We start from the raw sequence: 19,498 nt of genomic DNA, 5'->3' as shown, positions 1-19,498 counted from the left end.
CCGAACCGGTGCCGTCGTTGTCCCGAACCTTTCCCGAATCGATCAAGGTTGACCATGTCACGAAATGTTGGAGTCATCGGCCTCGGCGCGATGGGCCTCGGCGTCGCCCGCTCGCTGCTGCGCGCGGGGTTCCGCGTGCACGCATGCGACGTGCGCGACACCGTGCTGCAGGCATTCGCGGCCGAAGGCGGCGTGGCCTGCACGAGCCCGGCCGAACTCGGCGCGCGATGCGATGTCGTCGTCACGCTCGTCGTCAATGCCGCGCAGACCGAAACGGTGCTGTTCGGCGAGCACGGCGCGGTCGCGGCGATGAAGCCGGGCGGCGTCGTGATCGCGAGCGCGACCGTCGCGCCCGACTTCGCGGTCGCGCTCGGCGCGCGCATCGAGGCCGCGGGCCTGCAGATGCTCGACGCGCCGGTATCCGGCGGCGCCGCGCGCGCGGCCTCCGGCGAGATGACGATGATGACGTCCGGCCCCGCCGCGGCGTATGCCGGCTGCGACGACGTGCTCGACGCGATCGCCGGCAAGGTGTACCGCCTCGGCGACGCGCACGGCATCGGCTCGAAGGTGAAGATCATCAACCAGCTGCTGGCCGGCGTGCATATCGCGGCGGCCGCCGAGGCGATGGCCCTGGGCCTACGCGAAGGCGTCGACGCCGACGCGCTCTACGACGTGATCACGCACAGCGCCGGCAACTCATGGATGTTCGAGAACCGCGTGCCGCACATCCTGAACGGCGACTACACGCCGCTGTCGGCCGTCGACATCTTCGTGAAGGACCTCGGCCTCGTGCTCGATACCGCGCGGCGCAGCAAATTCCCGCTGCCGCTGTCGGCCACCGCGCACCAGATGTTCATGAGCGCGTCGAGCGCCGGCCACGGCGGCGAGGACGATTCCGCCGTGATCAAGACTTTCCCCGGCATCACGCTGCCGCCCGCCCGCTGATTCGAACGACGTTCCTGCCATGACCGCTTCCGCTTCCCGTCCCCTGCTCGGCTGCATCGCCGACGATTTCACCGGCGCGACCGATCTCGCGAACATGCTCGTCAAGAGCGGCATGCGTACCGTGCAGACGATCGGCGTGCCCGCCGGCGACGCCGCAGTCGACGCCGACGCGATCGTCGTCGCGCTGAAGTCGCGCACGATTCCCGCCGCCGACGCCGTCGCGCAATCGCTCGCCGCCCATGAATGGCTGCGCGCGCAGGGCTGCCGGCAATTCTTCTTCAAGTACTGCTCGACGTTCGACTCGACCGACGCGGGCAACATCGGGCCCGTCGCCGATGCGCTGCTCGATGCGGCTGGCGGCGGCTTCGCGATCGCGTGCCCGGCGTTCCCGGAAAACGGCCGCACGATCTTCCGCGGCCACCTGTTCGTCGGCGACGTGCTGCTGAACGAATCGGGCATGGAGAACCACCCGCTCACGCCGATGAAGGACGCGAACCTCGTGCGCGCGCTGCAGCGGCAAACGAAGTCGCAGGTCGGCCTGATCCGCTACGACACGATCGCGCTGGGCGCGGCCGCCGTGCGCACGCGGATCGAGCAGCTGCGCGCGGAAGGCGCGCGCTTCGCGATCGCCGACGCGTTGTCGGATCGCGACCTCTACGTGCTCGGCGAAGCGTGCGCGGACCTGCCGCTCGTCACCGGCGGCTCGGGCGTCGCCCTCGGCCTGCCCGCGAATTTCCGTCGCGCGGATCAGCTGCCCGAGGGCGACAACGCGGCCTCGCTGCCGCGCATCGACGGATTGTCGGCGGTGCTCGCCGGCAGCGCGTCGAAGGCAACCAACGCCCAGGTCGCCGCGTGGCGCGAAAGCCGGCCGAGCTTCCGGATCGATCCGCTCGCGGCCTCGCGCGGCGAGCCCGTCGTCGACGCCGCACTCGCGTTCGCACGCTCGCACCTGCCGCAACCCGTGCTGATCTACGCGACCGCGACACCCGACGAAGTGAAGGCCGTCCAGCAGGCGCTCGGCGTCGAGGCGGCCGGCCATCTCGTCGAGAGCACGCTCGCGGCGATCGCCAGGGGCTTGCGCGAGCTCGGCGTGCGCAAGTTCGTCGTCGCCGGCGGCGAGACGTCCGGCGCGGTCGTGCAGGCGCTCGACGTGAAGTCGCTGCAGATCGGTGCGCAGATCGATCCGGGCGTACCGGCGACGGCCACCATCGACGCGCAGCCGCTCGGCCTCGCGCTGAAATCCGGCAACTTCGGCACGGTGGACTTTTTCGACAAGGCGCTGCGCGCGCTCGACGGAGCCGCATGATGAGCCACGAAGCGAAACTGCGCGAGGAGATCTGCGTCGTCGGCGCGAGCCTGTATGCGCGCGGCCATGCAGTCGGCAGCGCCGGCAACATCAGCGCGCGTCTGGACGACGGCTGGCTGATCACGCCGACCGATGCCTGCCTCGGACGCCTCGACCCGAACGACATCGCGAAGGTCGGCCTGGACGGCCAGCCGCTCTCGGGCGGCAAGCCGTCGAAGACACTCGCGCTGCATCGCGGCATCTACGCACGCAACGCGCAGGCGCACGGCATCGTTCATACGCATTCGACGCACCTGGTCGCGCTGACGCTCGCGGGCGTATGGCGCGACACCGACGTGCTGCCGCCGATCACGCCGTATTACGTGATGAAGGTCGGCCACATTCCGCTGATCCGCTATCGCCGCCCCGGCGACCCGGCCGTCGCGGCCGAAGTCGCTGCACTCGCCGATCAGGTGCGCGGCGTGCTGCTCGACCGCCTCGGCCCGGTGATGTGGGGGCAGTCGGTGTCGCACGCGTCGTACGCGCTCGAGGAGCTCGAGGAAACCGCGCGGCTTTGGCTGATGACGAACCCGAAGCCCGAGCCGCTGTCCGACGCCGCGCTCGACGAGCTGCGCCAGACCTTCGGCGCACGCTGGTAACGCAACGCATCGCGCCCGGATCACGCAGGACTACGCACCGATTCCTATGCCTGCCGTGTGCGCGGGCCCTTCCATCAGCACACACGACACAATCCGGCGGCGTGCGCGCCGCCGGCACATGACATCCCAGGAGACGACGATGACTGCTCTCGACGCGGCCGCAAGCCGCTCGCCCGCCGCACCCGCCCAATCGGGCGAGCTCGACCGCACCTACAAGAAAGTGTTCTGGCGCATCGTGCCGTTCCTGATGCTCTGCTACGTGGTCGCGTATCTCGATCGCGTAAACGTCGGCTTCGCGAAGCTGCAGATGTCGCAGGACCTCGCGTTCAGCGAAACCGTGTTCGGCCTCGGCGCCGGCATCTTCTTCCTCGGCTACTTCCTGTTCGAACTGCCGAGCAACATGCTGATGCACCGCATCGGCGCGCGCATCTGGATCGCGCGGATCATGATCACGTGGGGCCTGCTGTCCGCGCTGTTCGCGTTCGTGAAGACGCCGACGCAGTTCTACGTGCTGCGCTTCCTGCTCGGTCTCGCGGAAGCCGGCTTCTATCCGGGCGTGATCCTGTACCTCACGTACTGGTTCCCGTCGCATCGCCGCGCGAAGATCATCGCGGTGTTCATGTCGGCGATTCCGGTGTCTGGCATCTTCGGCAACCCGCTGTCGGGCTGGATCATGGAGCGCTTCCACGGCGGCTCGGGCTTCCACGGCTGGCAATGGATGTTCATGATCGAGGCCGTGCCGGCCGTGCTCGTCGGCATCGCGACGATCCTGTATCTCGACAACAGCATCCGCAGCGCGAAGTGGCTCGACGAGCGCGAGAAGCAAATCCTCGAGGATGAAATCGCCGCGCAGCCGCAGGAGCAGCAACAGCACGGCCATTCGCTGAAGGCCGTGTTCTCCGATCCGCGCATGTGGTGGATGTCGCTGATCTACTTCGCGTTCGTCACCGGCCAGTACGGTCTCACCTTCTGGATGCCGACGCTCGTCAAGTCGACCGGCATCACCGATACGTTGCAGATCGGCCTGCTGTCGGCAATTCCGTTCGTCGTCGCGATCGTCGTGATGAACCTGTTCGGCCACAGCGCGGACAAACGCCGCGAACGCCGCTGGCACCTGATCGTGCCGGCGCTGATGGGCGCGGTCGGATTTGCGGTCGCCGCGTCGTACTCGCACAATACGGCGGTGTCGATCGTGTTCCTGTCGCTCGCGGCGGGCGGCGTGCTGACCTGCGCACCGCTGTTCTGGTCGCTGCCGACCGCGTTCCTCGCCGGCTCCGCCGCGGCCGCCGGGATCGCGATCATCAACTCGGTCGGCAACCTCGCCGGGTTCGCGAGCCCGTACGTGATCGGCTACCTGAAGGACGTCACGCACAGCACGTCGTCCGGCATGTACGTGCTGGCCGCCATGCTCGTGATCGGCGCGATCGCCGTGTGGCTCACGCCCGCGAAACTCGTGAACCGCTGATCCGTCATTCGACGCGGGGCGCCGTGCGCCCTGCCCCCATTCATTCACAGGAACCGCTGCCATGCCTCGCTTCGCCGCCAACCTCTCGATGATGTACACCGAGCACGCTTTCCTCGAACGCTTCGCCGCTGCCTCGTACGACGGCTTCAAGGCCGTCGAGTACCTGTTCCCGTACGACTTCGCCGCCGAGGACATCCGCGCGCGCCTCGACGCGCACAATCTCGAGCAGGCGCTGTTCAACGCGCCGCCGGGCGACTGGGCCGCCGGCGAACGCGGGATCGCGTCGCTGCCGGGCCGCGAGGACGAGTTCCGGCGCGGCATCGACCAGGCGCTCGACTATGCGCGCGTGCTCGGCAACAAGAAGCTGCACGTGATGGCCGGGATGGTCGCGCCGGGCGCCGACCGCGCGCGCCATCGCGATACCTACGTGGCGAACCTGCGGCATGCGACGGAGGCCGCCGCCGCACACGGCATCACGGTGCTGATCGAGCCGATCAACCAGCGCGACATGCCCGGCTATTTCCTGAGCCGCCAGGACGATGCGCATGACATCCGCGCGGAAGTCGGCGCGCCGAATCTGAAGGTGCAGTTCGACTGCTATCACTGCCAGATCGTCGAAGGCGACCTCGCGATGAAGCTCAAGCGCGATTTCGCGGGCATCGGCCACATCCAGATCGCCGGCGTGCCCGAGCGTCACGAGCCGGACATCGGCGAACTCAACTACCCGTATCTGTTCGAGCTGATCGACGCGCTCGGCTACGACGGCTGGATCGGCTGCGAATATCGCCCGAAGGCCGGCACGTCCGAAGGGCTCGGCTGGCTCAAGCCTTATCTGTAATCCACGCATTCCGAAGAGGGCTCACAACATGAAAGTACTGATCACCGGCGGCGCCGGCTTTCTCGGCCAGCGTCTCGCGCGCAAGCTGCTCGAGCGCGGCGAACTGACCGGCCCCGACGGCCGAACCGGCAAGATCGACGAGCTGGTGCTGCTCGACGTCGTGAAGGGCAGCGATTTCGGCGACGCGCGCGTGACGTCGATCGTCGGCGACATCGCCGATCGCACGGTGCTCGAAAGCGCGATCGACGCGCAGACGGGCGCGATCTTCCATCTCGCGGCGATCGTCAGCGGGCAGGCCGAAGCCGATTTCGATCTCGGCATGCGGATCAATCTCGACGCCTCGCGCACGCTGCTCGAAGTGTGCCGCGCGCGCGGCCATCGTCCGCGCGTCGTGTTCACGAGCTCGGTGGCCGTCTACGGCGGCGTGTTGCCCGACGTCGTGCAGGACGACACCGCGCTGAATCCGCAATCGTCGTACGGCGCGGAGAAGGCAATCGCCGAACTGCTGCTGTGCGACTACGCACGGCGCGGCTTCGTCGACGGCCGCGTGCTGCGACTGCCGACCATCAGCGTGCGGCCGGGCCGCCCGAACGCGGCGGCGTCGTCGTTCGCGAGCGGCATCATCCGCGAACCGCTGAACGGCGAGGAAAGCGTGTGCCCGGTGCCCGGTTCGACGCGGCTGTGGCTGCTGTCGCCGCGCGGCGCGATCGACGCGCTCGTCGCGGGTTGCGAGATCGACAGCGAGAAGCTCGGCAACAAGCGCGTGATCAACCTGCCCGGCCTGTCGGTGTCGGTCGACGAAATGATCGCGGCACTGCGCGAAGTCGCGGGCGACGACGTCGTGAAGCTGATCCGCCATGCGCCGGACGAACGCGTCGAGAAGATCGTCGGCAGCTGGCCGGGCCGCTGGGACACGACGCGCGCCGAAGCGCTCGGCCTGAAGGGCGACACGTCGTTCGCGGACGTGATCCGCAGCTACATCGCCGACGAGCAACGTTGATCGCCGCGCCGCCCGGCGAGGCAAGCGGCCGCGTCGGCGAACCGCTGCCCGCCCGGGTGGCCGGCGACGTCGGGCCGCATCAACGCGGCCCGGCGGACTCCCCGACGGGCATCGATGCGCGCTTCGCCTGGTACGGCGAGCGCGCCGCGCCGGCCGCATGCTGCCATGCGAGCAAGCCCGGCAAATAGAACAGCAAGTCGCGCACACGCCGCGCGCCGGCGAGCGCCAGGCAGGTCGGCGCGTCGAACCCCAGCAGCCCGCCGATCAGCACGAACCCGCCCTCCTGCACGCCCAGCCCGCCCGGCATCAGGAACGCGATGCTGCTCAGGAGCTGGATCAGCGCTTCGATCGCGAGCGCCTGCGCAAACGTCGGATCGGCGCCGAGGAAATGCAGCGCGAGCCAGATTTCCAGCGAATAGCCGACAAATTGCAGCGTCTGCCAGATCGCCAGATAGCGGACGACGACACCCGTCTTTCTCCAGATCATCCGGATCGACTGATCGGTGCGTGCCGATTCGCCGACCAGCGCCACCACCTTGCCGCTCGTGACGCGGTTGACCACGCGCATCGCGCGTTCGAACGGCCGCGCGTGCTGAACCAGCGCGAACAGCAGCAGCACCGGCACGAGCGCCGCCATGCCGATGGCGAGGCGCGCAGCCACCTGCGCGGCGCCGGACGACACGTGTTCGAGCACGTAGCCGATCGCGACCAGCGCGAACACGAGCTGGCTGATCAGCGTCAGCTGCATGTCCGCGACGAGGCTCGCCACGGCGGTTGCCGGGCGCACGCCCGCCTGCCGCAGCAGGCTGAACGACACGATCTCGCCGCCGATCCGCGCGACCGGCAACAGCCCATTGATCGATTCGCGGATCCACACGAGCCTGAGCATCGTCGCGAACGACGGCCGGCGCGGGCCGCGGATCAGCATCCGCCAGTCCCAAGCATTCGCGAGCATCGGCAGGATGTGGGCCAGCGCGGCGACCAGCAACCCGGCCCCGGCAATCCGCAACCGATGCAGGATCTCCAGCGGATGCTCGCGCCAGATCAGCCACACCGCGAGCACCAGCCCGGCCAGCGCCGCCGCGCGCCCCGCATGCCGCAACCGTGCGTCGCGACGCGCGGGCGGCCGGTCCGCGCCTTCGACATCGGAATGCGCGTCGTGTATCATGATTTCCCCGCCGGCGACAACAAGCCCTCGCGGTCGACGCGAAAGCGCGTGCCGCGCCAGACGACGTGCGACGAGAAGAAGCTCGACACGAACACCGCGAACTGCAGCAAATCGACGAACGGCAGCCAGAGCGCGCCGCGCAGACCCGCGCCGGTGGCGCGGCTCGTCCGGAACATCAGCAGCGCCCGCGCGACGAGTGCCGCGACCACCAGCCACCAGGCGGCAAGCGTGCCGCCGGAAAACAGCACGGCCAGCAATGCAAGCGGCAGCGGATGCATCAGCACCGACCCGGCGTGACCGAGCCGGTCCGCCGCGCGGATCGTGCAGCTCCAGCGCAATTCGTGCGCGTACAGTCTGGCGAAGGTCTCTTCGACACAGGCATGTCCGACGACGAACGGCGGAACGACGACCTGCGCGCCGACCTGCCGCACCGCTTCGCCGAGCGCGTGATCCTCGGCCAGGTGGTGCGCGAAACGCGTGAGCCCGCCGATGCGTTCGAGCGTCGCGCGCGTGATCGCAATCGTCTGGCCAAAGCACGGACGGGCACGCCCGATGAAAAGCCCGGTAATGACGCCCGGCAGGAAATGGTAGTTCGTCATCGCGACGGCGACACCGGGCCAGAAGCCCGGCGACGCGACGCCGCGATACACGCTCGTCACGATGCCGACTTCCGGCTGCTGTAGCGCGCCGACGACGGCACGCAGATAATCGCGCTCGACCAGCACATCGCTGTCGGCGAGACACAGCACCGAATGTTCCGCGTGTTCGAGCATGTTGACGAGATTCGCGATCTTGCGATTCGGCCCGTATAACCGCGCATCGGCGACGACCTTGATGTTCGCGTCCGGATGGCGCGCGCGAAGCGTCTCGACGGCCGCGAGCGCCGCGTCGCCCGCATCGTGCACGCCGAACAGATGTTGTACCGGCCCCGGATAATCCTGGACGAAGAAGCTTTCAAGATGCTGTACGAGGTTCCATTCGTCGCCGTGCAGCGGTTTCGCGACGGTGACGCCCGGATAGTCGCGCGGCACCGCCCGCGAGCGCGAAAAGAACCGGCCGACCAGGACGCTGGCCGTGACAGTGTAGGCAATGCCGAGCAACACGCCCAGCCCGCAGGCGATCGACATCGCGCCGGCCAGCGCGTACAGCACATGCAGCAAGACCATGCTTCTCCCCAGTGGTGGCCCAATGACGGCGACGCTCGGGGCCGGCACGCGCGAACGCGCGCTCACCCGTACACGCCGCCGTATCGATTCCCGTTGAGCCGGATATGCAGGACGACCAGCCGACGGTACGCGCAATCAGATGACACGGCTACCGTGCGGCGATCGATTCCGGACACGCGCACGTAGCCGCAGACATCCGCGGCCCTGAACGCCGCGTCTGCCACCTTACGGGCCGACAGGATCGCGGTCGCGACCGCGACGACGGCCCAGATGCGGAATGTCATCGTCGTGAAAAACGCTTCGGGTACGCGCAGCGCAAACAACGAAACCAGCACGAAACACTGAATGAACATGCCGGCGAGCGCGGCGATCAACAGATAGGCGCGCCATCGCTCGATCGTCGAGGGTGCCATCAGGAAAGAACCTCCCGTGCGGACGACCCGCATCGATCCTGCTTCGATCGACACGGTCGCGGGGGTGGACGGGCAAGCGCGTGCGGGACGCGCGGAACCCGGTTCGGGGATCAGGGGAAGCGGAGTTCGACCCGAGAAATGTTGTGGCCGATCGTAGCCGGAATGCCGGTGCCGAACCTTAAGCGATCTTCAGAATCGGGCGATATTTGAGGGAGCGCAATTACAATCCGTTGCACGACGCGCACAGTCCGGCTCGTACAATTGCATATATCTGCACACGAATCGACCATGCGACTCCTCCTTGTCGAAGACGACGACCTCATCGGCAGCGGCCTCGAAATCAGCCTGAGTCAGGCTGGTTATCAGGTCGACTGGCTGCGCGACGGTCATGCCGCCGCCGCCGCGCTCGCGACGACGCGCTTCGCCCTCGTCGCCCTCGATCTCGGCTTGCCCGGCAAATCGGGAACGGAACTGCTGCGTGCGATGCGGGACGCGGGCGATACGACGCCGGTGCTCGTACTGACCGCGCGCGGCACCGTGGCCGATCGGGTCCGCGGCCTCGACGACGGCGCCGACGACTATCTCGCGAAACCGTTCGAGCTTTCCGAGGTGCTCGCCCGCTGCCGCGCGCTCGTGCGCCGCTCCCAGGGTCGGGCCGGCGACGAGATCGTGTGGCGCGACATCACGATCGACCTGACCACCCAAACGGTGACACGCGATGCGGCGCGCATCGCGCTGACGTCACGCGAATGGACCATCCTCGTTCAGCTCGTCAGTCATGCGGGCATGCCCCAGTCGCGGGCGCGTCTCGAGGACGGCCTGTACGGATGGCAGGAAGGCATCGAAAGCAATGCGATCGAGGTTCACATCTCGAATCTGCGCAAGAAGCTCGGCGCGGAACTGATCCGGACGGTGCGAGGCATCGGTTACGTCGTCGACAAACCATGATCTCGCGCTCGATACGGCGCCGCGTTTCGGCGATGGCGCTCGGCTGCGTGACCGTCGTCTGGATCGTCGCCGTGTTCGGCAGCTTCCGGCACGCGACACGCGAGATCGGCGAATGGGAAGACGCCCGTCTCGTCGAATATGCGTCGCTGCTCGTCGACCTCGCGCCGGCCGACCTCGACCGCCTCGCCCGCTTCCCGCCCGACGCGCGCATCGAACTGGCTCACGGCACGCCGGCCGCCGCCCGAGACAACGACGGCGATCGTCTGCCGCGCGACGTACTGTTCGAAGTCCGCGACGCGCGCGGCAACGTCGTCGCGTCGAGCCTGCCGGTCGACGCTCCCGGCCGGCCCGATGCAGCCGGCCGAAGCGACACCCCCGAAACGATCGTCGTGCGCGGCGCGCAATGGCGCACGCACACGCTGCGCGACGACGCGTCGGGCCGATGGATACGGGTGATGGAGCCGGCCAACACACGCAGCGATCTCGCGACGGGCATCGCGAGCGGCATCGTCTGGCCGCTGATCGTCGCGCTCCCGGTGCTGGCGTTGCTGCTCTGGTTCCTGATCGGACGCAGTCTCGCGCCGCTGAAAACGCTGTCGACGCTGATCGGCGCGCGCGATGCGCACTCGCTCGAACCGCTCGGCGTCACGACCGTTCCGGAAGAAGTCCGCACGCTGGTCGACGCGATCGACCGCCTGCTCGCCAGATTGCGGCAATCCATCGTGCGCGAGCGGGCATTCACGTCCGACGCGGCGCACGAACTCAAGACGCCGCTGGCCGCGATCAAGGTTCAGGCTCAGGTCGCGCTCGCGACCGACGATCCGGCGCGCAAACAGCTCGCCATGCAGCGTGTGGTGCAAGGCGTCGATCGCAGCGCGCGTCTCGCCGAACAGTTGCTGCTGCTCGCGCGGCTCGACGAATACGAACGCATTCCGGTGCGCGCCGTCGTCGTCCGCGAACTGGTCGACGCGGCCATCGAGCGGCATCTTGCGAAGGCATCGGATCACTGCATCGCCATCGTCGCCAGCGGCACGCCCGGGCGAGCGATTCAGGCCGATCCGATCCTGCTCGGCATCCTGCTCGACAACCTGCTCGACAACGCGATCAAGTACGGCCGGCAGGGGGGCCGCATCGAGATCGACGTACACGACGACGGCGCCGCGCAGCGCATCGTCGTGCGCGACGACGGGCCCGGCGTCGCCCCCGGCGAGCACGAGCGGCTCGGTGATCGTTTCTATCGCGGCGTGGGCACGCAGTTGCCCGGCAGCGGGCTCGGGCTGTCGATCGTCCAGCGCATCGCGCAATACTTCGGCGGCACCGTGCAATTCGGGGCCGGCATCGGCGGCCGCGGCCTCGGCGTCACGATCTCGATGCCGTCGGCCGAATCCGCCCGGATTGATCGCACGCAGGCGTTATCGGACGAAGCCGGTGCGCGACCGCACGCTTAACGTTTCGTTAAGGATTCGGCCGTAAAATCCGCCGGAAGATACGGTCCTCATCCGCTTGCCAGGAGCTTTCATGTCTACAACCGCCCGATACGACGCAGTCGCACGCCTTCTTCACTGGCTGATCGTGGCGCTGGTCGTCGCGCAATACGTAATCGGCTGGACGATGCCCGACGTGCATCGCGACACGCAACCGGTCGGCCTGATCGCCGCGCACCTGATCGTGGGCACCGCGCTGCTTGCCGCAATGGCTTGCCGCGTGCTCTGGCGCGTGACGCATCGCCCGCCCGCCGACGAACTGTCGCCTGCGATGCGCGCGGTGTCCGGCGCAACGCACTTCGGGCTCTATGCATTGCTGATCGCGGTGCCGTTGCTCGGCTGGATCAATGCGTCGTCGCGCGCATGGGCCGTGACGCTGTTCGGTGTCGTCCCGCTGCCGGCGCTGTCGGCGGCCGGCTCGGGATTCGGGCACGCGATGGGCGACGTGCACGGCATCCTCGCGTGGGTGCTGTTCGGCGGCATCTGCCTTCACGTCGCGGCCGCGGTCGCGCATCGTTTCGTCCTGCGCGACGGCGTCATGCAACGGATGATGCCCTGGTAATCTCGCCACCATGCGCCATGGCGCACCATCGCAGGCAGCGATCCGGCAATGACGGATCGCGCGCTCGCCTGCATCGCGGCTCACCCTGCAATCCACCTGCGCGCCCATCGGAATCGGGCAACACGCTGATCGCGGCGCCGCGCGAAGCGGCGCGCGATCGACGGCCTCGCCGTCCGTGCGGTTCGGCCAGGCCGCGTGCCGCGAGCGGCGTGCGTATTGCCGTACCGCGAGCACGTCGGCCCGAAGACACATACGTACATGTCGGCACCTAGTCGTCGGTCTGCGCCGGCATGACGGCGGCCGGCGCGGGCGGGGCGGGCAAAGCCGCCATCCTCGCCCGATCCTGCTCGGCGACCTTCGCCAGCGCGGCCTGAATGTCCGCAGGATATTCTCCGTCGTCCCCCTTCGACGGATCGTAGCCCGCCGCTTCCAGACGAATCAGTTCCTCGCGAACCTGTGCACGCGTGAGCGGCGCATTCAATTGCGCGAATGCAGACTGACCGGATACAACGCCGATCATCATCAGTAGTGCGATACAAGTTTTCATCATGAACTCCTTCAATGTTGCGTGCCGATCCAACCTCGTGGATGCCGGGCCGGCCGCGGTGGCCCGCTTCTTCAGCTTCCGAAATACGGCGTGCAGAAGCTCTCGGGGCCCACGCACGCGGCCGATCGCGGACGCGACGGCAGTATCGTCGGCCTCCCCGCATCGGAAGTCGCGGCCGGATCGCTGCCGACCGCGGTTTCGGCCTGATGCCGAGGCATCTGTTCGGCCTGCTGCCGGAATAGCGGACTCACGTCCGGATACGACGTATCGGTCACGAAGCGCAGTCCGTTGTTTTCGGCGTCGATCAATTGCTGCCTGACCTGCGCGCGCGTCAGTGCCTGTGCCGACGCAGGCGTCGCGACACTCGCGACGGACATCGCCGCCACCGTGGCGGCCACCAGCCAATGCGTATTCATGCTCACTCCTTCGGAAGTCAACGAAACGACGTGCTACACCCGTATGACGACGCGGGGTGCCCGTTTATTCCCGGAATGGCGAACCGCTTGCGCAGGACATTCATCGAACTGTCATTCTTTCGTCAGCCGGCGTAACCTGACGTAACGCAGGCCCCACCGCGCGTGGGGCAGACTGACGACACCTTGTGGATCGCGCCTCGATCATGTCCGTCGCTTACGACTATGCAGCCGGCCTGCTTCGCACGCTGTTCGACCGTCATATCGACAGCGGTGCCGTGCTCGACCCGGCCATGTTCCCCGACGCCGAGCGATTCGTCCGCGCGTGGCCGGCCATTCGCGCGGAAGCGCTGGCCGTCGCGCGCGACCTGCCGCGCATCCCGCGCTTCCACGAGATCATGCGCGAGCAGCACGACATCTCGGCCAACGATGCACGCGACTGGCGGATGTTCATCATGCAGGCGTACGGCCAGCCGTTTCCGCGCAACCTGTCGCGTTGCCCGACCGTCGAATCGATCGTCGCGGCGTCGCCGGACGTGTTGTCCGCGTCGCTGTCGTTCCTCGCGCCCGGCAAACACATTCCGCCGCATCGCGGACCGTTCCGCGGCATCCTGCGCGGCTATCTCGTGCTGTCGATGCCGAAGCGCGCCGACGGCACGCCGGCTGCAGTGCTGAAGATCGATGGCCATGAATACCGGCTCGAAGAAGGCCGCTTCCTGCTGTGGGACGACACGTTCGTGCACGAGGTATGGAACGACAGCGACGCAGTGCGAATCGTGCTGCTGCTCGATATCCGACGGCGCGGCATGCCGCGCTTGCTGACGTGGCTGTCGAATGCGGTGATCGGCGTCGTGCGGCTCGGAATCCGGATGCGGGGGCGATCGATCCCGGTCTAGCCAACCGCAACGCGCCCGCCCGTCGCGGTCAATCCTCGCGCGCCAGACGCGTCAGAACCTCCGCGAGCGCTTGAATCGCGGGTTGCGTGGCGCGCTGCGTCGGGTAGACGAGGTAGTAACCGAGGCCGTTGCGCACCACCTCCGGGAACGGCGTGACCAGCGCGCCGGCTGCCAGCCGGTCCGCCGCCATGCGCGGATCGCCGATCGCGACGCCGTGCGCGTCAGCCGCGGCCGTCAACGTCAGTTCGAGCGTATCGAATACGAGCCCGGTGCCCGGGTCGATCCGCGTTGCGCCGACGGCGTCGAGCCAGCATCGCCATTCGTCGCGATTGCGTGCGGGATGCAGCAGCGTCGCATGCGCGAGATCGGCGATCGACTTCAACGACGCACCGATCTCGCGCGTACACATCGGCGTGAGGCACTCGTCGAACAGCGGCACCGCCACCATTCCCGCCCAGTTTCCGGTACCGCGCACGACGATGGCATCGAAATCGGCGTCGGTGAAATCCGGCGTGTCGTCCGCCGACGTGTGAATGCGCAATTCGGTTCGCGGCAACGCGTGATTGAGCGCCGGGTGCCGCGGCAGCAGCCACCGGATCGCGAACGTGGATGGCAAGCGCAACGTCAGGGTCGACGCGGAATGCGCATGGGCATGCGCGTGTCGCGCCAGTTGCGCGAGCACGTCGATGGCCACCGTCAGCAGCGCGCCGCCCTCCGCGGTCAACGTCAATCCCGACGGATGACGAACGAACAACGCACACCGGTAGTGCGCTTCCAGTTGCTGCACCTGACGGCTCACCGCACCCTGGGTCCGGCACAGATGCTCGGCCGCCCGGTTGAAACTGCCGAGTTCGGCGGCGGCGACGAAGGCCTGGAACGCCGTCAGCGGCGGCAGCGCACGCGTGAGATCCGCCAGCGGATATGCGCGGGCGGCATACCCGGGTTGCGGATTATTCGTTTGTTCGGTCATCGCTGCATCGCTATCGTGGTTGAACCGGCTCGCGACGGCTGTCGCGGACGGCTCGTCATCAATCAACGGAGAAATACCATGGTCTCGTCGTCCGACGCACTATATACGCGGCAGGTCGATACCTACCTGAAAGCGCTCGAACGCGGCGACGTCGCCGAGATCTGCGCGCTGTTCGCGCCGGATGCGCGGATATTCTCGCCGTTTCTCGGCTGGATGGCGCCGCAGCCCTTTTTCGAAAAAGTCGCGGCGGCATCCGGACAAAGCCGGATCACGCCGATCGACATCTGCGTCAGCACGACGGGCGCACGTCGGGCCACCGGCTATTTCGTCTACGACTGGGGACTGAAGGACGGCGCCGAGGTGCGGTTCGAATGCGTCGACGTCTTCGAATTCGACGACGACGCGCGCATCGAGCGCATGGTCATCATCTACGACACGCATCCGGTGCGAAGTACCGTCGGCGACAAGTACGCATAGCCGGATCGTTGCGCGGCGCAGCAACGTCGCCGCGCCGCCGGCCGTACCGCAAATGCCGCTGATGGCCCGATCGATCGCCTACACTACAGACCGTCCCCCCGCGCGGCTCCTGCCAGCCACTACCATGGCCCACCTCTTCTTCGCGGCGTCGATCCAGCGCCATATCGACACGCCCGAGCGCGACATCGACGCACGGACGCTCGGCGAAGCGCTTGAAACCGTCTTCGGCGAGCAGCCGAGGCTGCGCGGCTATATCGTCGACGACCAGGGTGCGCTGCGAAAGCACCTGTCGGTGTTCATCGACGGCCAGCCGGTGCGCGACCGGCAACACCTGTCCGATGCGCTCGGCGACGCCAGCCGCGTCTATGTCGTGCAGGCGCTGTCCGGCGGATAAAGGGACGCATCTCCATCGAAGCAAGCGCCCGGTCGGACCAACTGGAGACACCCGACATGAACGATCGACTGCTCGTCGCGACCCGCAAGGGCCTGTTCGTGCTGCACGCCGACGGCAACGGCGGCTGGTCGCTCGGCGAGCCGCACTTCATCGGCGAACCCGTCAGCATGGCGCTGGCCGACCCGCGCGACGGCACGCTGTATGCGGCGCTCAATCTCGGCCACTTCGGCGTCAAGCTGCATCGCCGACGCGCGGACGCCGCCGCATGGGAAGAATGTGCGGTGCCCGTCTATCCGCCGCAGCCCGCCGACACGCCTCGCGCCGACGCCGACACCCACGCAGGCGCCGGCGATTCGGAGGACGAAGCACCTGCCCCGCCGCGCCCACCCTGGACGCTTCAGCAGATCTGGTCGCTCGAAGCCGGCGGCGCCGACGAGCCGGGCGTGCTGTGGGCCGGCACGATACCGGGCGGACTGTTCCGCTCCGACGACGGCGGCGATTCGTGGGTGCTCAACCGCACGCTATGGGATCGCCCGGAGCGCGCCGAGTGGTTCGGCGGCGGCTACGATGCCGCCGGCATCCATTCGGTGATGATCGATCCGCGCGACAGCCGGCACGTGACGATCGGGATTTCGTGCGGCGGCGTCTGGCAGACCTTCGACGGCGGCGCGACCTGGCGCGTCAGCGCCGACGGCATGGAAGCCGACTACATGCCGCCCGAGCGGCGCGGCGAACCCAACGTGCAGGATCCGCACCGCGTCGTCCAGTGTGCAGCCGCTCCCGATGTGCTGTGGACCCAGCATCACTGCGCAATCTTCCGCTCGACCGACGGCGCCGCGCACTGGCAGCGGATCGAGGCGCAGCCGTCGAGCTTCGGCTTCGCGGTCGCCGTGCATCCTGCAGATCCCGACACCGCGTGGTTCGTGCCGGCCGTGAAGGATGCGTGCCGGATTCCGGTGAACGGCCGGTTCGTCGTCACGCGCACGCGCGACGGCGGCCGCAGCTTCGAGACGCTGTCGAACGGGCTGCCGCCCGCGCCGGCCTACGACCTCGTGTATCGGCACGGGCTCGCGGTGGACGACTCCGGCACGCATCTCGCGATGGCGTCGACGACGGGCGGGTTATGGACGTCCGGCGACGGCGGTGACAACTGGCGGCAGGTCTCCGCGCATTTGCCACCGGTGTATTGCGTGCGTTTCGGGTAACGAACGATTCGCACGCGTCGCAGCGCAATGGAAGCGCCGGACCGTTGCGTCACACATGCGGCGTGATCCGCGCCACCGCCCCACGCGTGCGCGCGATTTCCGCTTCGAGCCAGTCGAGAAACCGCCTGACCTGCGGCTCGCGTTCCCGCCCGGGCCGGCACAGCGCGACGAAGCGCGCGCCGGCGAGCCGCACCGACGGCTCGATCGGCATCAGCGCGCCGCGCTCGACGTGCTCGGCGACCAGCACGGAGCTGAGCAGCCCGACGCCCTGGCCGTGCAACACGGCCTGCAACGCGTAGTGCTCGTCGTCGTAATGCCGGAACACCGCGCGCTCGAGCCACGCTTCCCGGCCCGCCGCACGACACCACGACGCCCAATCGATCGACATCGGCAACGGCGTATCCCACACCGTCTCGATCAAATCGAGGCGCTCGTCCGAACGATGCGCATCGAACCCGGTGGCCGCATACGCGCCGAAATACTCGTCGATCAATGCGATCTCGTGCAGCGTCGGGAACGTGCGCGACGTCGCGCGAATCGCGAGATCGATTCGCGCGTCGCGGTCGAGATCGGCGAGCGTGTTGACGGTTTCGACCTTGATGTTCAATTGCGGATCGACCTGCCGAAACCGGCCGAGACGCGGAATCAGCCACATCGCGGCGAATGCGGGCGTGGTGGTCAGCACGAGCGTGCGCTCGTTGGCCGCTTCGGGCCGCACCGCGTCGAGCCCGCGACTCAGCGCGAGCAACGCGTCGTGGCTCGCGCGAAACAGCCGTTCGCCCTCCTCCGTGAGCCGCACGCCGCTCGCGCCGCGTTCGAACAGCAGCACGCCGATCCGGCTTTCGAGCGACTTGATCTGATGCGATACGGCCGCCGGCGTCACGGACAACTCGTCCGCCGCGGCCTTGAACGAGCCGAGCCGTGCCGACGACTCGAATACACGCAATGCGGTCAGGGGAATTTTCGAGAACACGGGGCCTCGCGGGCCGGGTCCGGCCGGGTTGAATTCGATTCAATCCGGGTGAGATTAGGTGAATTGAAGCGCTCGCGCAACGCACGTAGCCTTGCGAGACATCGCGGCGCCGTGCCGCGCAAGCGACCGTCGAGTCACCGTCGAACCGGAGAAACAACGTGCAAGGCCTATCGCGCAGGATCACGCAGGCGGTGCTCTACGAAGCGATCGCGATCTCCTGCATCTCGCCCGCGATCGCGGCGATCTTCAAGCAAAGCCTCATCTATTCGGGCGCGTTGTCGGCGACGATGTCCGCGATCGCGCTGCTGTGGAACATGATCTTCAACGCGCTGTTCGAGCGCTGGGAAGCGTCGCGCCGTCGGCCCAGGCGCACGCTCGCGCGGCGGATCCTGCACGCGACCGCATTCGAGGGCGGGCTGATCTTCATCCTCGTGCCGGTGGTGTCGTGGTGGCTCGACATCTCGTGGTTCGACGCGTTCGTCGTCGACATCGGGCTGTTCGCGTTCTTCTTCTGCTACGCGTTCGTGTTCCAGTGGGCGTTCGATCGCGTGTTCGACGTACCGGCGGCGACGAAGGAATCGTGACGCTGGTTCACTGCGCGGCGATTCGCCAATCCACTCGCGGCCCGAAAACGACGCGGCCCGCCCGCACGATGCGGGAGGGCCGCGTTTCTTCACGCCGGCGCGCCACCTTCGGACGGCGCGCCATTCGTCCGGTCGCTCAATGCACGCCGAGATACGCCTTCACCGCCGGCAGGCCCGGCTTGCCGTCGATCGTCGTCACGCCCGCGAGCCACTTGTCGAGCGCCTGCGGGTTCGCCTTCAGGTACTCGGCCGCGGCCTTGTTCGGGTCTTCCTTGTTCATGATCGGCACCATCACGTGGTTCTCGATCGTCGTCGTGAACTGAAGGTTCGACACGAACTTCGCGACGTTCGGGCAGCGCTGCGCGTAGTCGGGCGGCGTCGCGGTCAGCACCTTCGCTTCGCCGTAGTTCGGGCCGAACACGTCGTCGCCGCCGCTCAGGTAGTCGATCTTCATCTGCACGTTCATCGGATGCGGTTCCCAGCCGAGGAACACGATCCACTGCTTGTCGCGGATCGCGCGATTCACCTCGACCAGCATCCCGGCCTCGCTCGACTCGACCATCTTGAACTTGCCGAGGCCGAACTGATTGCCGTCGATCATCTTCTTGATCAGCAGGTTGCCGTCGTTGCCCGGTTCGATCCCGTAGATCTTGCCGTTGAGCTTGTCCGCGAACTTCTGGATGTCGGCGAACGACTTCAGGCCGCCCTGGTACACGTAGTCGGGCACCGCGAGCGTGTATTTCGCGCCGGTCAGGTTGGGCGTGGCGAGCACCTTGATCGTGCCGGCCTTCGTGAACGGCTGGATGATCGGATCCATCGTCGGCGACCAGTAGCCGAGGAACACGTCGATCTGCTTGCTCTTGATGCCCGCGAACGTGATCGGCACCGACGCGATCGTCTTGGTCGGCGTGTAGCCGAGACCCTGCAGCATCGTCGATGCGAGGCCCGTGGTGGCCGCGATGTCGGACCAGCCGACGTCCGCGAAGCGCACGTTCTTGCACACGGGCGGGTCGGCCGCGTAAACCGCCGACATCGGTGATGCAATCCCGATCCCGCATGCCGCTGCGATCAATAGGCGCTTCATCTGTCTTCTCCTCAAAGTGACG

22 protein-coding genes are annotated in these 19,498 nt (G+C 67.6%); 14 read left to right on the top strand and 8 right to left on the bottom strand.

The annotated features are described in order from the left end of the window. The first annotated feature begins 54 nt into the window (after positions 1-54). From ltnD to denD, 6 genes are all read left to right on the top strand, one after another. Positions 55-945 carry an L-threonate dehydrogenase gene (gene ltnD / locus HWX22_RS15240; protein WP_175915936.1) on the top strand — a complete coding sequence of 297 codons (891 nt, stop codon included), beginning with the start codon at positions 55-57 and terminating at the stop codon, positions 943-945. 19 nt (positions 946-964) lie between these two features. Continuing rightward, positions 965-2,251: a 3-oxo-tetronate kinase gene (gene otnK / locus HWX22_RS15235; RefSeq protein WP_175915935.1), complete on the top strand. Its 1,287-nt coding sequence runs from the start codon at positions 965-967 to the stop codon at positions 2,249-2,251. Then, positions 2,251-2,889 carry an aldolase gene (locus HWX22_RS15230; protein WP_175915989.1) on the top strand — a complete coding sequence of 213 codons (639 nt, stop codon included), beginning with the start codon at positions 2,251-2,253 and terminating at the stop codon, positions 2,887-2,889. Before otnK ends, HWX22_RS15230 begins: the two co-directional genes overlap by 1 nt. A gap of 139 nt (positions 2,890-3,028) precedes the next feature. After that, positions 3,029-4,354 (top strand): MFS transporter, encoded by a 1,326-nt coding sequence (locus HWX22_RS15225; RefSeq protein WP_059819708.1) that lies wholly within the window; start codon positions 3,029-3,031, stop codon positions 4,352-4,354. 61 nt (positions 4,355-4,415) lie between these two features. Then, positions 4,416-5,192: a 2-oxo-tetronate isomerase gene (otnI, locus tag HWX22_RS15220; protein ID WP_059819579.1), complete on the top strand. Its 777-nt coding sequence runs from the start codon at positions 4,416-4,418 to the stop codon at positions 5,190-5,192. Between the two features lie 28 nt (positions 5,193-5,220). Then, positions 5,221-6,192, top strand: a complete 972-nt coding sequence (gene denD / locus HWX22_RS15215) for a D-erythronate dehydrogenase (protein ID WP_175915934.1) — start codon at positions 5,221-5,223, stop codon at positions 6,190-6,192. 79 nt (positions 6,193-6,271) lie between these two features. Here the strand turns inward: denD and HWX22_RS15210 are convergent, their stop codons facing one another. The 3 genes from HWX22_RS15210 to HWX22_RS15200 form a co-directional block, all read right to left on the bottom strand. Next, complete coding sequence (locus HWX22_RS15210) at positions 6,272-7,360, bottom strand: lysylphosphatidylglycerol synthase domain-containing protein (RefSeq protein ID WP_175915933.1); 1,089 nt, start codon at positions 7,358-7,360, stop codon at positions 6,272-6,274. Further along, on the bottom strand, positions 7,357-8,526 hold the full coding sequence (hpnI, locus tag HWX22_RS15205) for a bacteriohopanetetrol glucosamine biosynthesis glycosyltransferase HpnI (RefSeq protein ID WP_175915932.1): 1,170 nt from the start codon (positions 8,524-8,526) through the stop codon (positions 7,357-7,359). Before hpnI ends, HWX22_RS15210 begins: the two co-directional genes overlap by 4 nt. Positions 8,527-8,588: 62 nt before the next feature. Then, positions 8,589-8,939, bottom strand: coding sequence for a hypothetical protein (locus HWX22_RS15200; protein WP_059819583.1), 351 nt, complete (start codon positions 8,937-8,939; stop codon positions 8,589-8,591). A 288-nt stretch (positions 8,940-9,227) separates the two neighbouring features. Here HWX22_RS15200 and HWX22_RS15195 point away from each other — a divergent pair, with 288 nt between their 5' ends. The 3 genes from HWX22_RS15195 (at position 9,228) to HWX22_RS15185 (ending at position 11,933) form a co-directional block, all read left to right on the top strand. Further along, positions 9,228-9,887 (top strand): response regulator, encoded by a 660-nt coding sequence (locus HWX22_RS15195; protein ID WP_059819584.1) that lies wholly within the window; start codon positions 9,228-9,230, stop codon positions 9,885-9,887. Further along, positions 9,884-11,335 (top strand): ATP-binding protein, encoded by a 1,452-nt coding sequence (locus HWX22_RS15190; protein ID WP_175915930.1) that lies wholly within the window; start codon positions 9,884-9,886, stop codon positions 11,333-11,335. The genes HWX22_RS15195 and HWX22_RS15190 overlap by 4 nt, the downstream gene beginning before the upstream one ends. A 70-nt stretch (positions 11,336-11,405) precedes the next feature. Beyond that, positions 11,406-11,933, top strand: a complete 528-nt coding sequence (locus tag HWX22_RS15185; RefSeq protein ID WP_175908739.1) for a cytochrome b — start codon at positions 11,406-11,408, stop codon at positions 11,931-11,933. A 268-nt stretch (positions 11,934-12,201) separates the two neighbouring features. Here HWX22_RS15185 and HWX22_RS15180 read toward each other — a convergent pair whose 3' ends face one another. Beyond that, positions 12,202-12,480, bottom strand: a complete 279-nt coding sequence (locus HWX22_RS15180; RefSeq protein WP_175915988.1) for a DUF4148 domain-containing protein — start codon at positions 12,478-12,480, stop codon at positions 12,202-12,204. A 71-nt stretch (positions 12,481-12,551) separates the two neighbouring features. Beyond that, positions 12,552-12,896 (bottom strand): DUF4148 domain-containing protein, encoded by a 345-nt coding sequence (locus tag HWX22_RS15175; protein ID WP_059819587.1) that lies wholly within the window; start codon positions 12,894-12,896, stop codon positions 12,552-12,554. Positions 12,897-13,099: 203 nt separating this feature from the next. On the opposite strand from HWX22_RS15175, the gene HWX22_RS15170 reads away from it, so the two are divergent. Next, positions 13,100-13,789, top strand: a complete 690-nt coding sequence (locus HWX22_RS15170) for an aspartyl/asparaginyl beta-hydroxylase domain-containing protein (protein WP_175908738.1) — start codon at positions 13,100-13,102, stop codon at positions 13,787-13,789. 28 nt (positions 13,790-13,817) lie between these two features. Here the strand turns inward: HWX22_RS15170 and HWX22_RS15165 are convergent, their stop codons facing one another. Then, on the bottom strand, positions 13,818-14,759 hold the full coding sequence (locus HWX22_RS15165) for a LysR substrate-binding domain-containing protein (RefSeq protein ID WP_175915929.1): 942 nt from the start codon (positions 14,757-14,759) through the stop codon (positions 13,818-13,820). Positions 14,760-14,837: 78 nt separating this feature from the next. Here HWX22_RS15165 and HWX22_RS15160 point away from each other — a divergent pair, with 78 nt between their 5' ends. The 3 genes from HWX22_RS15160 (at position 14,838) to HWX22_RS15150 (ending at position 16,835) form a co-directional block, all read left to right on the top strand. After that, positions 14,838-15,236 carry a nuclear transport factor 2 family protein gene (locus tag HWX22_RS15160; RefSeq protein WP_059688996.1) on the top strand — a complete coding sequence of 133 codons (399 nt, stop codon included), beginning with the start codon at positions 14,838-14,840 and terminating at the stop codon, positions 15,234-15,236. 124 nt (positions 15,237-15,360) lie between these two features. Beyond that, entirely contained in the window at positions 15,361-15,630 is a 270-nt protein-coding gene (locus HWX22_RS15155) for a MoaD/ThiS family protein (protein WP_006749905.1), read from the top strand. Between the two features lie 56 nt (positions 15,631-15,686). After that, positions 15,687-16,835, top strand: coding sequence for an exo-alpha-sialidase (locus tag HWX22_RS15150; RefSeq protein ID WP_175915928.1), 1,149 nt, complete (start codon positions 15,687-15,689; stop codon positions 16,833-16,835). 49 nt (positions 16,836-16,884) lie between these two features. Here HWX22_RS15150 and HWX22_RS15145 read toward each other — a convergent pair whose 3' ends face one another. Continuing rightward, positions 16,885-17,808 (bottom strand): LysR substrate-binding domain-containing protein, encoded by a 924-nt coding sequence (locus HWX22_RS15145; RefSeq protein ID WP_175915927.1) that lies wholly within the window; start codon positions 17,806-17,808, stop codon positions 16,885-16,887. Positions 17,809-17,966: 158 nt separating this feature from the next. Between HWX22_RS15145 and HWX22_RS15140 the strand changes: the two genes are divergently transcribed. After that, positions 17,967-18,392: a PACE efflux transporter gene (locus HWX22_RS15140; RefSeq protein WP_175915926.1), complete on the top strand. Its 426-nt coding sequence runs from the start codon at positions 17,967-17,969 to the stop codon at positions 18,390-18,392. 136 nt (positions 18,393-18,528) lie between these two features. Here the strand turns inward: HWX22_RS15140 and HWX22_RS15135 are convergent, their stop codons facing one another. Beyond that, positions 18,529-19,476, bottom strand: coding sequence for a choline ABC transporter substrate-binding protein (locus HWX22_RS15135; protein WP_175908733.1), 948 nt, complete (start codon positions 19,474-19,476; stop codon positions 18,529-18,531). Between the last annotated feature and the right edge of the window lie 22 nt (positions 19,477-19,498).

It is taken from the genome of Burkholderia sp. BCC1638, from assembly GCF_902833195.1.
GTDB lineage: Bacteria > Pseudomonadota > Gammaproteobacteria > Burkholderiales > Burkholderiaceae > Burkholderia > Burkholderia diffusa.
This window is presented reverse-complemented; position numbering and strand designations above follow the sequence as displayed.